This is a genomic window from Rhizobium sp. N324, assembly GCF_001664485.1.
GTDB lineage: Bacteria > Pseudomonadota > Alphaproteobacteria > Rhizobiales > Rhizobiaceae > Rhizobium.
In genome coordinates this window covers 915,262-927,403 of sequence record NZ_CP013630.1, presented here as the reverse complement: position 1 = coordinate 927,403, position 12,142 = coordinate 915,262, and the positions used below count along the sequence as shown (strand labels likewise).

Genomic DNA, 12,142 nt, shown 5'->3' with positions numbered 1-12,142 from the left:
CATGAGAAAACCGCTCACACTTTTCGGCATCATGCTCTGAAACCCGCGAGTTTTAAATGCGCGCCAATTTCCGCATGCAACGGCTTTTTGTCGACGCGCCGCTTTCCAGCGGTGCCGGCCTCGAGGCGAATGCCGACCAGTTCAATTATCTCGCCAATGTGCTGAGAATGGAGGAAGGCGGGGAGGTCCTGCTCTTCAACGGCCGCGACGGCGAGTGGAAGGCGCGCCTCTCCTTCCCCACGCGCAAACGCATCCTGCTGACCGCAATCGAAGAGACGCGGCCGCAGCCGGCACCCTGCGACCTGCATTATCTCTTTGCGCCGCTCAAGGTCGGCCGCATGGATTATCTGGTGCAGAAGGCGGTGGAAATGGGCGCCGGCCTGCTGCAGCCGGTCATGACCCAGCACGTCCAGGGCAAAATCACCAATCTCGACAAGCTGCGCGCCAATGTCGTCGAGGCCGCCGAGCAATGTGGCGTTCTCGGCATTCCCGAGGTGGCCGAGCCGGTGCGGCTTCTCGACCTGCTCGACCGCTGGCCGAAGGAGCGCCGCATCATCTATTGCGACGAGGGCGATGCCGGGCAAAACCCGCTGCCGGTGCTCGCGGCGATCCGGGAAAGGCATCTCGCGCTGCTCGTCGGGCCGGAAGGCGGCTTTTCCGAAGAGGAACGGACGCGGCTTCGAAGCCTCGATTTCGTCACCGCCATTCCGCTCGGGCCGCGCATCCTCAGGGCCGATACGGCGGCCGTTGCGGCGCTCGCCGTGGTCCAGGCGGCGATCGGCGACTGGAGCTGACTGCGAAAACGGGTGGACATGGAAATCACTGCTATTTTTTTGATGCGCCGTTGAAAGAATTTCACTTGCAACATACGTGGCTTGGGTCCTAATCACCCTTCCAGCTGCCCGGCCCCCTGGGCGCCTTTTTCGAATACAGGTAGCCCGCATGGCCCGCGACACCACCGACCAGACACCGCTCTCATCGGTCCAGGATCTGACCGATTACATCGCCGCCGGCAACAAGCCGCGGGAGCGCTTCCGGATCGGCACCGAACACGAGAAATTCGCCTTCTTCCGCGCCGACAACAGCCCGGTTCCCTATTTCGGCGATGCCAGCATCTCGGCCCTTTTGACCGGCCTGCAGGCGAAAAACGGCTGGGAGCCGATCACCGACGGCGGCAACATTATCGGCCTTGCCGAGCAGAGCGGCATGGGGGCGATCTCGATCGAGCCGGGCGGCCAGTTCGAACTCTCCGGCGCGCCGCTGGAAACGATCCACGAGACCTGCAAGGAATCGAACCAGCACCTGGCGACGCTGCGCGACATCGCCGAACCGATGGGTATCCGCTTCCTCGGCATCGGCGGCAGCCCAAAATGGACCTATGCGGAAACCCCGCAAATGCCGAAATCGCGCTACGAAATCATGACCCGCTACATGCCGAAGGTCGGCAGCCAAGGCCTCGACATGATGTACCGTACCTGCACGATCCAGGTGAACCTCGACTTCTCCTCCGAAGCCGACATGCGCAAGAAGATGCGCGTCTCGATGAAACTGCAGTCGCTGGCGACCGCCCTTTTCGCATCCTCGCCCTTCACCGAGGGTAAGCCGAACGGGCTGCTTTCCTGGCGCGGCGATATCTGGCGCGATGTCGACAACCGGCGCGCCGGACTGCTCGATTTCACCTTCCGCGACGATTTCGGCTTCCGCGACTATGCCGAATGGGCGCTCGACGCGCCGATGTATTTCATCGTCCGCGACGGCTGCTATCACGACTGCACCCATGTCACCTTCCGCCAGTTCATGAACGGGGCGCTGAAGGGCGAGGTCGCTGATCCCTCGCCGACGATGGGCGACTGGACAAACCATCTTTCGACGCTCTTCCCCGACGTGCGGCTGAAGCGGTTTCTCGAAATGCGCGGTGCCGACGGCGGCCCGTGGCGGCGTATCTGTGCCTTGCCGGCCTTCTGGGTCGGCCTGCTCTACGACGATGCCGCACTCGACGCTGCCGACGAACTGACGAAAGACTGGGGCTTTGCAGAGGTCGAGGCCCTGCGCAATGCCGTTCCGGCGCAAGGGCTGAAGGCTGAATTTCGCGGGCATCCGCTCTTCGACACCGCGCGCGAAGTGCTCGGCCTATCGAGGGCCGGCCTCAAGGCGCGCGGCAAGCTCAACCGCGAAGGCCAGGACGAAACGATCTTCCTGGCGCCGCTCGACGAGGTGCTTGCCAAGAAGGCGACACTCGCCGAGGATCTGCTGTGGCTCTATCACGGCCGCTGGAACGGCTCGGTGGAACCGGTCTTCGAGGACTATCAGTACTGAGCCTGTCGCGGTTTCTCTGCCACTCGAAAAACCGTTTCGCACTTTTGCCGGAACGGCTTTAAGTTCTTATGGCAAAAAGCCGTTTGCACATTACCTTTTCCGGATATAGTGGCGTTACCAGCGTCACGACTCGGGGAAAGGGACCTCCATGCTGCCACTCTTCGACATGATGATGCAGGCGCAGAACGGCGCGGCGATGGAGGCGATCGCCCGCCAGTTCAACCTTGCGCAGGAACAGGCGACCAAGGCGATGGCGGCGCTGATGCCGGCCTTCTCAGCCGGCCTGAAGCGCAGCACCAGCAACCCCTACGATTTCGTCGGGCTGATGCAGGCGGTGTCCTCCGGCAATTATGCGCGCTATTTCGAGGATATGAGCCGGGCCTTCACGCCGGAGGGCATTTCCGACGGCAACAACATCCTTGCCCAGCTGTTCGGCTCGAAGGAGGTTTCGCGCGCGGTCGCCGCCCAGGCCGCACAGATGACCGGCATCGGCCAGGATATCTACAAGCGGATGCTGCCCGTTCTGGCCGATACGCTGATGGGCGGGCTCTTCAAGCAGACGACCGGCCAGATGGCTTCGCCGGTCAACCCCTTCGTCAACACGGCGATGGGCGAGAGCATCCAGCAATGGCTCGAAAGTACCGGCTTCGCGCCGAAGCCGAAGGCCGCGCAGCCGAGCATCTTCGACAATCCCTTCACGCAGGCGATGCAGCAGATGTTTGCGGTACCGAAGGCCGAACCGGCACCCCAGCCGAACCCCTTCCTCGACAATCCCTTCGCCAAGGCCTTCCAGGAGATGATGGCCGGGCTTGGACAGCCGCCGGCGGCCAAGCAACCGGCGGCCAAGACGCCCGAGGCGCCGAAGGAAGAGGCGAAGGTCAACGCCGACAGCTATACCCAGATACTGAACGCCATGTTCGACAGCGGGCTTGAGGTGCAGAAGACCTATCAGAGGAACCTGGAAGCGATCTTCGAAACCTATCGGCCGAAGCCGCCTCAAACCAAGGCATAAAAAAACCCGGAGATGGCTTGGGAAAAGCCGGTCTCCGGGTCAAGCGGCAGGGCTATTGGCTATCACCCTGCGGGGAAACTCGACGCTCCTATTCGTTGTCGGAGCGGAAGAGCTGCAGGCGCCAGCGATTGCGCGCCGAGCGCGTCAGATGTTCCGACGGATCCTCGAAAAAGGTCGAGGCCAGGAACGCAGAGGTCAGGTCGGCCCTGCTCAGGCCGATATCCCTCAGCTGACTGTCATTCAGATCGTGCAGCGTGTTGATCTCCATGCGATTGCGGAACCCGCGAAAGAGGGAGACCAGCGGAGCGAGGCCTGCCACCAGGCGCTGGAAAAGCGTCGGGGCGAGCTTGCCGCAGTCGAGTTCTGTTGTCCGGTTTGTCATAAGCATCGAACTCTCCTTTCTCTAGGGCACGCAACAACCCACCCCTCCCGCGAGGTCATGCGGGAAGGGATAAGGCTGAATTCTGCTTGGACAGGCAGGGTGTCTGTCCTTCACTTTGCGTGATTTGCACCCCGAAGATGCCAAAGACCTATTGATCAGTCCAACGAATGTTTCTAATGATTATCATCAGCTATCTTTATGGGTGACACCATGTCCGCGCCTCTTGATCTCGACCAGTTGCAGACTTTCATCGCCATCGTCGATTCCGGCAGCTTCACCAAGGCCGCCGACAGGGTCTACAAGACCCAATCAGCCGTCTCCATGCAGATGCGCCGTCTCGAAGAGCGCATCGGCAAGCAGCTGTTCATCAAGGACGGCCGCGGCAACCGGCTGACCGTCGAGGGCGAGAAGCTGCTGAATTACGCCCGCCGCATTATCCGCCTCAACAATGAGGCGATCGCCGCCTTCGACGACAACAGGCTGGAGGGGACGCTGCGCATCGGCACGCCCGATGATTATGCCGACCGCTACATGCCGGAGATCATCGGCCGCTTCGCCAAGACGCATCCGAATGTCGAGCTCTACATCGTCTGCGAGCCTTCGGTGGATTTGGCCGAGCGCATGCACAAGGGCGAGCTCGACATCGCCCTCGTCACCCACAATCCGCGCGAGCGGATGTCCGACGTGGTCAGAACCGAGCCGCTCTGCTGGGTCGGATCAGCCAACCATCCGATCCGCGACGACGCGCCTGTGCCGCTTGCCGTCGGCCGGCGCGATTGCCAGTGGCGCCAGCTTGCCTGCTCGGCGCTCGATGCGGTGGGACGCGAACATCAGATCCTGTTCACCAGCTGGTCCTGCACCGTCGTTGCCGCCGCTGTGCTTGCCGGCATGGCGGTCTCGGTGATGCCGGAATCGGCGCTGCGCACCGGCATGAAGGTGCTGAGCCAGGCGGACGGCTTTCCGGCGCTGCCGCCGGTGCAGATCGGCATCATGAAGCGGCCGGGCGTGTCGCTGTCGCTGATGAACGCGATCACCGCGCATATCACCGCCTGCCTCGACAACATCACGCCTGCCGTCGTCGACGACACGCTGGAGGCCGATGTCAAATCCGCCCAGGCACGCCTTTATCCAAGGCTGAAGGCCGCCAATATGGTACCAAGCTGGTAAGACGTAAGGGGTAAACGCTCTCAGGCGGCGCGCTTTGCGGTCGCGGCGAAAAGGGAGCGGCGGATGACGCGTTTCCACTCATCGAGCATGCGCCGCGCCAGGGCCTCCTCGCTGACGGCGGCAAGCCGGATGACGGCGCCGATCAGGTGGCTGAAGAGGTAAGTGCGCGCATACATCTCTTCGTCGCAAAGATCGGGCGCCAGTCTGCGCACGACCTCGTGAAAGATGCCGGCGACCCGGCCGCTATGCTCGATATTCAGCTGCAGCAGATCCTGGTCGGTCTCCGTTCCCATCCAGACGCCAAGATAGACGGGATCATCGTGGTAGGACTCGTAGTACCAATCGATCATGTCGCAGACGAGGTCGAGCGCCTGGTCGAGCGTCTGAACGTCGGCAAACATCGCCGCCGTCTTCGCCTGGATTGCTAAGGCGTGCTGGTCGAACAGGGCTTTGACGATCGCCGCCTTTTCGGGAAAATACTGGTAGACCGAGCCGATCGGCACTTTGGCGGCGACGGCGAGTTCCGTCATGCGCATGGCGCTGACGCCCTTTTCGGCAATGATCTTGGCGGCGGCGGCGAGAATGACATCCAGCCTCTGGATACTGCGCTCCTGCTTCGGCTTCCTGCGCAAGCCGATCCGGTCCATGCTTTCCACGCCCATGTCGTTCCCATTCTTATCGTTCGCGCGGGGTAGGCATCATGCCAAATCAGCGCGTCGGGCGGGTATGACATTGCAGGTCTTCATCAGCCGTAAATGAAAACGCTCGCATTTTAACGACCGGCAAAAGCCTAGAAAAAACCGGACTCTAGGCGCGCTCCCTTGAGTTGTATTGTCGCCTCAAAGCTGTAAATAGTTGCGAAATCCGTACTGAAGGAGAGGTGCAGACGACTCGCCCTTCGCTGCACGGCTCAGCCGATGCTAAAGCGCGTCGCGATCTTTAAGATTCGCTCTTCGCGCTTTAGATCTTTTGTTTTTACGCATGTCGTCATCGCAAAACCGCCGTGCACTTTTGCGCGACATGCTCTAGAATTTCATCGACAAGGTCGCCCTGACCCCATGCTGCTGCGCGTTGTCGGCGATCTGGCCGGAATAGCCGATGCCAAGGGCAGAGCCCTCGCTGAGGTCGAAGTCGAGCCCGGCGTCGAGCACGAAGGCGTTCTCCGCCAGCGCCACACCATAGACGGTGAACGCCTCCCCACCTGCGAAAGCCTGCGTCGATAGCGGAACGACGTCGCCGGCGGCATGTCGCCAGCCCGCCATGCCGCGCAGCGTGGCGTTCGTCGGTCCCAGGCGGATATCCATTTCGGTACGCAGGCCAAGCGTTGTTATCGTGGTATTGGTCGTGCGGCCGGCGCCGTCGAGCGCGGCGGCCCCGCCCTCTTCGGCGAAATCCGCCGTTCGAATACCGACATGGGCAAGATTGGCGAAGGGCTCGAACGCGGCCGCCGCCGTCTCAAACCGGTAGCCCAGCTCCGCAAAGGCCTGCACCGTGCCGGCGTCATAGCTTGCTTCCAGCCTGTCCTCGAAGCTGCCGATGGTGACGCGGCGGCTGGTGTCGATCTGATGCCAGGTATGAGCCAGTCCGGATCGGAAGGCGAGACCGCCCCATTGCGTGCCGGCGTAAAGACCGAGGTGATAATCGTCGCTCGATCCCGAGGAAGCGCGGTGGCGCGGATCGAAGCCGGAATTGCTGTAACCGGCCATCAGGCCGAAGCGGATGTCATCGAAGCTGGTGTCGACGCCGGCGAGAAAACCGCCGGTCCGGTGGTTGAGGGTGGCGGCATTGCCATCCGTGCGTATCTCGCTTCCGCCGCCGAAGGCGGTGCTCCAGAACACCGGCGCGTCGGGGTCAGCGGCAGCGATCAGTTCCGGAGCGCCCGGCCCGAAGGCCTGTCTCGGGGTCGCGGTGGCGCCGGCATTGCCGAAAGCAGACCGCAGCCGTTCGTTGGCGGCCTCGCGGACAAACAGGCTCTGCGTGATCAGCGCCGTTTCGATCGAGGCGTGGATTTCGCCGGAAAGCGCGTCGAAGCTCGCTTGCACCTGGGGCTCGTCGTCGGGCAAGCTGACAATGGCATCGTAGATGTCGTTGCCGGTGCCGAGTGCCTCGGCAGCCTGCGCCGCGGCAAACTGGTTGCGTGTCGCCGCCATGTCGCTGAAACTTACATCGTTGCGTGCGATTTCCAGATAGACATTGTTCGGATCGTAGGAGAGGTCGGCATCCAGAAAGGCATAATTGGAGGTGACGACGCCGAATGTCCCGCTGATTCCACCGCTCGCGGTCAGGATCGTATAGGTGGAGAACGGCTTGTAGTCGCCATTCATGCCGATGTGGCTAACGGTGGCGCCGTTGAGAAACGCGGTGCCGGTGACCGAGATCAAATCGCTGGCGGTACCGGCTGGATCGACCTCGACCTCATAGGTGGCGCCCGCATCGAAAGTGAGGTTGCCGCCGACGGTCAAGGTTCCGATCGAGTTGCCGGGCGCAATGGTGACGCCGGCGCCGGCGCTCAGCGCACCGACATCACCCGACCCGCCCAGCCTGCCGCCAGTCATCGTCAGGATGCCGCCGAGACTGCCGTTGACGATGAGACGGCCACCCGAAACCGTGGTCGTGCCTGCAAAGGCCGAACTATCGCCGGTCAGGCGCAAGGTGCCGCTGCCGAGCTTGGTGAGGTCGCCGCTGCCGGAGAATATGCCGCCATAGGTGCCATCGCTCGCCTGGTCGATGGTCAAGTCGGCGCTGCCGATCGCAATCTCGCCACCGCTTCCCGAAAGCTGCCCCATGGTCAGGTCGAAGCCGCCGAGATCGAGGATGCCGCCGTTGACCGCATAGGCGCCGTTCTGCACGAAGGCGCCGGCGCTGCCCGCCAGCAGGGTGCCGGCCTCGACCGTCGTTATCCCGGAATAGCTGTTGGTGCCGGACAGCGTCAGCGTACCGCTGCCCTGCTTGGTGAGGCCGCCGGTCCCTTGCAGATCCGTTGATATGCCGATGGCAAAGCCGTTGGTGTCGATAAAGGCGCCGCCCGCATCGAAGATGACCTCGCCGGCGCTGAAACCGCCGAGGAAATTTGCCTCATTGCCCGTTGCGCGCAGAATGCCGCCGTCGAAGACGAGGCTGGCGTCACCGGCGCCGCTGTCGATATAACCGGTCTCCAGGACGCCACGCCCGTTTCCGGCGCTTCCGGCGATGTTTACCGTTCCCGTCGCACCCGAATCGTCGGCGATGACGACCCCGGAAGCCGAAATCAGGCCGCCGTTCTCGATCGTCACGCTGCCGGAGCCGAATTCGCCCACAGATAGCTCATTGGAATTGATCCAGCTCGACCCCGCGCCGGTCACGCTGGCCACGCCGCTGCCGTCCGTACTGAAGCCGACGTAACCAAAGCTGCCGGTGACAGTGCCGCCGTTCGAAATGGTCAGCGATCCCGTGCCTACCTCGCCGACCGAGACATCATCGGTATTGCTCCAGAGCGAGTTTGCGCCGGTGACGACCACCGCACCGACAGCCGTGATATCGTTGCCGATATAGCCGAATGTGCTGCTGACCGTCCCGCCATTCGAGATGGTCAGCGTGCCGGTGCCGCTGTCGCCGATGGTCAGATCCTGGGAATTCGTCCAGGTCGAACCGGTGCCAGTGACCGTCACCGTGCCACTGGCGCCGGAGAAGTAGCCGATGTGGCCGTATATGTTGTCGACCGAGGCCCCATCTTCGATGGTCAGCGCGCCGGCACCCTGGTGACCGATATAAAGATCGTCGGAATTGCTCCAGCTCGAACCCGGCCCCGTAATCGTCACCGTGCCGCTGGCGCCGGGATCGACGCCAAGCACGCCGGTGTCATTGCCGACCGTGCCGCCGTTACGGATGATCAGGGTCGCATCGTCGCCGTTCTGCTCGCCAATCAGGAGGTCGTCATTGATCGTCCATGGGCTCGGTTGCGTGCCCGGGCCGGTGCCGCCCGGGTCGTTGCCGTCGACGATCTCTGTGTCGCTGCCGCCGATGACCTGCTGCGCAGATCCCGGCTCTGCCGCCAGCATCAGCGCCAGCGCCGCGGTGCTCGCCGATCCCGCAAGTCGCAGCATGGTCCTCCGATGAGTTGCCGCCCCGTCTGTCTTCTCACCCATTTTCGCCCGCAAATCGTCCCTGCCACTATTCGCTCGCGTAGAAATAGGTCAATTGATTTAAATATTGGTAACCATGTTTCTGAATTGTTCTTCGGCCGCTGAAGAATAGCGGTTTCCCAGCCAGTCCACCCTTGTGAACCGGCGCAGGTGCGCATGACTATATTGTCGGCAGACGACAGCGTCGTCGGTCTTTTCAGACGCGTGAGGAATGCTGTAACATTTTGAATTGCAGAATAATTCTGACCTTGAACCGATTCCGATCCGCGGTGGGCCGGTAGTGCGGCAGGCGCTATCCCATTGCCATCCAGGCGGCGAGCCAGACCCACATGGCGGCGAGCGCGAGGTAGCCGGCGGCAAAGAGCGGGCTGCGGTAGCGGAGGTTGTTGCTGGTCACATGGACGGCGGCATGGGCATAACGCAGGGCAACGAAAAGCCAGGCGAGGCCGACGGCGACGATATTATCGGCCTCGGTGACATAAAGAAGAATACAGCAGGCGTAAAACAGCACCGGCAATTCGAACTGGTTGGCAAGGCAGTTCTTGACGACGAGGCTTTCGCCCGGCTCGCCGCGATTTTCGCGATAATCCGATTTTGCGATGCTGCCGGCGCGGACCATTTTTCCGCGCCGCTGCCCAAGAAGCGCATAAAGACCGTAGACCAGCGCCACATGGGCAAGCAGTGGCCAAAAGATTTCATAGCCGGTCATTTCGGCACTTCCTTTTCCCGCTTTCGCATGTCGCGAGGAGCATTAGCCGAAAGATTCAGCGGATGCCAGGGCCGGCTCGCCGCGGGCATCCGCAAAGCCGATATTGCCTTTACACCTGGGCGCTGCCGCCATCGACGAAGAGTTCGGCACCGGTGACGAAGCTGGAATCATCCGAGGCGAGGAAGAGTGCGGCAGCGGCAACCTCCTCGGCACGGCCAACCCTGCCCATTGGCACCTGGGCCGCCAGGGCATCGAGCAAACCCTGCTGGTGGGCTGGATCCTTACCCGCCAATTCGACCAGCCCGGTCGTTTCCGTCGGGCCAGGACTGAGCGTGTTGATCCGAATGCCGCGATCCTTCAAGTCGAGGATCCAGTTGCGCGCAAAGCTGCGCAAGGCGGCTTTCGATGCGGCGTAGACGCTGAAGGCGGGTGTGCCGCTGGAGCCTGCTGTTGATCCCGTCAAGATGACCGATGCTCCTCGCGAGAGCAGCGGCAAGGCCTTCTGCACCGTAAAGAGAACCCCTTTCACGTTTCGATCGAATGTATCGTCGTACTGCTCTTCCGTGATTTCGCCGAGAGGCAACATGGAGCCGCCACCTGCGTTGACGAAGAGCACGTCAACTCTCCCGGCCTCAGCCTTCACCTTTTCATAGAGGCGATCGAGGTCAACGAGGTTGGCTGAATCCGCCTGGATTCCGACAACCCCGCCGCCGATTTCAGCGACTGCCGCATCGAGAACATCCTTGCGGCGGCCGGTGATGAAGACCCGCGCGCCCTCAGCCAGGAAGCGCTTCGCTGCGGCAAGGCCGATCCCGGACGTGGCGCCGGTGATAACTGCAATCTTCGCATTCAATCGTTGTGTCATTGTCGTCTCCTTTGGCTCGACTGAAGCTGAGATATGGACGAGGGTATCATTTCAGAATAGAAAGAATTGAAATCCATTGTTTCAGGAATGAAATGAACAACTTTCCCGATTTCGAGGGACTGGCGATGTTCGCAAAGGTCGCCGAGGAGCGTTCTTTCGCTCGGGCTGCGCACACGCTCGGCGTGTCTGTGCCGACAGTTTCGCGGGCCGTAAGCCGTCTTGAGCAGAGGCTGGGCGCAAGGCTCTTCAACCGCACCTCTCGACAGCTGGCTTTGACCGATTTCGGCCTGCGACTGGTCGACAGCGCCGCACGGATCTATGCCGAGGCCGAGATGGCAGAGGATGCCGCCAGGGAGCTTGCCACCCGGCCGAAGGGGCTGATCAGGCTTGCCGCGCCGATGGACTTTGGGACACGCTGGCTGGCCCCGATCCTGCCTGACTTTTTCGAGCTCTTTCCGGAGATTTCCATCGACCTGCACATGAGCGATGCTGTCGTCGATATCGTGGGAGGCGGCTTCGATGCGGCACTCAGAATTGCGGTACTGCCGGATTCGTCATTGGTCGCGCGCAAGCTGGCGCCGGTGGATCGCTTCATTCTCGCGGCACCCGCATACCTCAAACACTACGGCGTGCCGGAACATCCCCGCGAGCTAACGGCTCACCATTGCCTCGGATACGCCTACAGGGCGCGACAGGATGTCTGGCGCCTGCGCAATAGCGAAGGCAAGGAGGAGGTCATCTCACCAAGCGGCTCTCTCAGGGCCACCAATTCGCAAGCGTTGGTGCCAATGGCGCTACGGGGCCTCGGGATCATCGAACTACCCGAGTTTCTCGCGCATGACTATCTCGTCGACGGCCAGTTGACGCCAATCCTTCCCGACTGGACGCTGCCGACCGGCGCACTGTATTTCGTCACCCCTTCGGCTCAGAGCCGGCCAGCGAAGGTCGAGGTCCTTGCCGATTTCATGATGGCGAGACTGTCAAATCCGGTTTGGCGGAGGAGGAGCTGACGCCGCCTTAATCCCGGTCTGGCGACAGCCAACGGGCGATGGCAAGCCTGACAAGGACGATGGACGAGATGGTGAGGCTCGCGAATTTCAGCCTTGTCATCCATGGCAGCAGCTGCGCGGCAAGGCCTGTGGAAGAACTGTCGCCGAAGGCGATCAGGCTCGCAATGTTCTCGCCGTAGTCGGCGATGCCGTAGACGAAGGGCAGCAGATAGATCGCCTGGCCGACGAGCGGATGCGATCGTCCGAACCACACACCGAGAGGGCCAAGCTTGAGCAAGGCGAGAAACAGCAGCGCCGTCAGCAAGGCAGGAAAGATTAGCTCTGGCCCGAAATACATGGCGCGGAGCAGCTTCGCCGCCGTCTCGTTCTGATCGAGCAGCGTCTGCATGTGGAAGACGGCCGCTTCGTCGTAGCCGGCGAAATAGGTGTCGAGCACCGCCTGCCCGGTTTCGTGCTTGAACGGCACGACGAAGCCGAAGGTCGTCCAGGCGAGCACGGCAAGGCAGAGGGCGGCGAGCAGCGCGACGATCCAGAGCGGAATCCCACTGCCCGCCTTCATG

General features: G+C 62.0%; 11 protein-coding genes. 5 read left to right on the top strand and 6 right to left on the bottom strand.

Features of this window, described 5'->3' with window-relative positions:
• The first annotated feature begins 56 nt into the window (after positions 1 to 56).
• The 3 genes from AMK05_RS04410 (at position 57) to AMK05_RS04400 (ending at position 3,328) form a co-directional block, all read left to right on the top strand.
• On the top strand, positions 57 to 794 hold the full coding sequence (locus AMK05_RS04410) for a 16S rRNA (uracil(1498)-N(3))-methyltransferase (protein ID WP_064836875.1): 738 nt from the start codon (positions 57 to 59) through the stop codon (positions 792 to 794).
• A 148-nt stretch (positions 795 to 942) separates the two neighbouring features.
• Positions 943 to 2,316: a glutamate--cysteine ligase gene (locus AMK05_RS04405; protein WP_064836872.1), complete on the top strand. Its 1,374-nt coding sequence runs from the start codon at positions 943 to 945 to the stop codon at positions 2,314 to 2,316.
• Positions 2,317 to 2,464: 148 nt separating this feature from the next.
• Positions 2,465 to 3,328: a DUF937 domain-containing protein gene (locus tag AMK05_RS04400; protein ID WP_064836870.1), complete on the top strand. Its 864-nt coding sequence runs from the start codon at positions 2,465 to 2,467 to the stop codon at positions 3,326 to 3,328.
• Between the two features lie 88 nt (positions 3,329 to 3,416).
• On the opposite strand, the gene AMK05_RS04395 is transcribed toward AMK05_RS04400, so the two are convergent.
• Complete coding sequence (locus AMK05_RS04395; protein ID WP_064836867.1) at positions 3,417 to 3,716, bottom strand: DUF1127 domain-containing protein; 300 nt, start codon at positions 3,714 to 3,716, stop codon at positions 3,417 to 3,419.
• A 204-nt stretch (positions 3,717 to 3,920) separates the two neighbouring features.
• Between AMK05_RS04395 and AMK05_RS04390 the strand changes: the two genes are divergently transcribed.
• Positions 3,921 to 4,877, top strand: a complete 957-nt coding sequence (locus tag AMK05_RS04390; RefSeq protein WP_003588350.1) for a LysR substrate-binding domain-containing protein — start codon at positions 3,921 to 3,923, stop codon at positions 4,875 to 4,877.
• Between the two features lie 20 nt (positions 4,878 to 4,897).
• Here the strand turns inward: AMK05_RS04390 and AMK05_RS04385 are convergent, their stop codons facing one another.
• The 4 genes from AMK05_RS04385 to AMK05_RS04370 form a co-directional block, all read right to left on the bottom strand.
• Positions 4,898 to 5,539, bottom strand: a complete 642-nt coding sequence (locus AMK05_RS04385) for a TetR family transcriptional regulator (RefSeq protein WP_064836865.1) — start codon at positions 5,537 to 5,539, stop codon at positions 4,898 to 4,900.
• A gap of 363 nt (positions 5,540 to 5,902) precedes the next feature.
• Entirely contained in the window at positions 5,903 to 8,959 is a 3,057-nt protein-coding gene (locus tag AMK05_RS04380) for an autotransporter outer membrane beta-barrel domain-containing protein (protein ID WP_237352169.1), read from the bottom strand.
• 331 nt (positions 8,960 to 9,290) lie between these two features.
• The gene (locus AMK05_RS04375) at positions 9,291 to 9,707 is read right to left on the bottom strand and encodes an MAPEG family protein (RefSeq protein ID WP_064836861.1); all 417 of its coding nucleotides are present in this window, start codon (positions 9,705 to 9,707) and stop codon (positions 9,291 to 9,293) included.
• A gap of 109 nt (positions 9,708 to 9,816) precedes the next feature.
• Positions 9,817 to 10,572, bottom strand: coding sequence for an SDR family oxidoreductase (locus tag AMK05_RS04370; RefSeq protein ID WP_064836859.1), 756 nt, complete (start codon positions 10,570 to 10,572; stop codon positions 9,817 to 9,819).
• Positions 10,573 to 10,664: 92 nt separating this feature from the next.
• On the opposite strand from AMK05_RS04370, the gene AMK05_RS04365 reads away from it, so the two are divergent.
• A complete protein-coding gene (locus tag AMK05_RS04365; protein WP_064836857.1) occupies positions 10,665 to 11,582 on the top strand; it encodes a LysR family transcriptional regulator in 918 nt (305 codons plus the stop codon).
• A gap of 7 nt (positions 11,583 to 11,589) precedes the next feature.
• Here AMK05_RS04365 and AMK05_RS04360 read toward each other — a convergent pair whose 3' ends face one another.
• Positions 11,590 to 12,141, bottom strand: coding sequence for a hypothetical protein (locus AMK05_RS04360; protein ID WP_064836855.1), 552 nt, complete (start codon positions 12,139 to 12,141; stop codon positions 11,590 to 11,592).
• Between the last annotated feature and the right edge of the window lies 1 nt (position 12,142).

Excerpts from the sequence above, each read along its gene's own strand:
- AMK05_RS04410 (WP_064836875.1), top strand. The coding sequence starts at position 57 with ATGCGCGCCAATTTCCGCATGCAACGGCTTTTTGTCGACGCGCCGCTT.
- AMK05_RS04405 (WP_064836872.1), top strand. The coding sequence starts at position 943 with ATGGCCCGCGACACCACCGACCAGACACCGCTCTCATCGGTCCAGGAT.
- AMK05_RS04400 (WP_064836870.1), top strand. The coding sequence starts at position 2,465 with ATGCTGCCACTCTTCGACATGATGATGCAGGCGCAGAACGGCGCGGCG.
- AMK05_RS04395 (WP_064836867.1), bottom strand. The coding sequence starts at position 3,716 with ATGCTTATGACAAACCGGACAACAGAACTCGACTGCGGCAAGCTCGCC.
- AMK05_RS04390 (WP_003588350.1), top strand. The coding sequence starts at position 3,921 with ATGTCCGCGCCTCTTGATCTCGACCAGTTGCAGACTTTCATCGCCATC.
- AMK05_RS04385 (WP_064836865.1), bottom strand. The coding sequence starts at position 5,539 with ATGGGCGTGGAAAGCATGGACCGGATCGGCTTGCGCAGGAAGCCGAAG.
- AMK05_RS04380 (WP_237352169.1), bottom strand. The coding sequence starts at position 8,959 with ATGCTGCGACTTGCGGGATCGGCGAGCACCGCGGCGCTGGCGCTGATG.
- AMK05_RS04375 (WP_064836861.1), bottom strand. The coding sequence starts at position 9,707 with ATGACCGGCTATGAAATCTTTTGGCCACTGCTTGCCCATGTGGCGCTG.
- AMK05_RS04370 (WP_064836859.1), bottom strand. The coding sequence starts at position 10,572 with ATGACACAACGATTGAATGCGAAGATTGCAGTTATCACCGGCGCCACG.
- AMK05_RS04365 (WP_064836857.1), top strand. The coding sequence starts at position 10,665 with ATGAACAACTTTCCCGATTTCGAGGGACTGGCGATGTTCGCAAAGGTC.
- AMK05_RS04360 (WP_064836855.1), bottom strand. The coding sequence starts at position 12,141 with ATGAAGGCGGGCAGTGGGATTCCGCTCTGGATCGTCGCGCTGCTCGCC.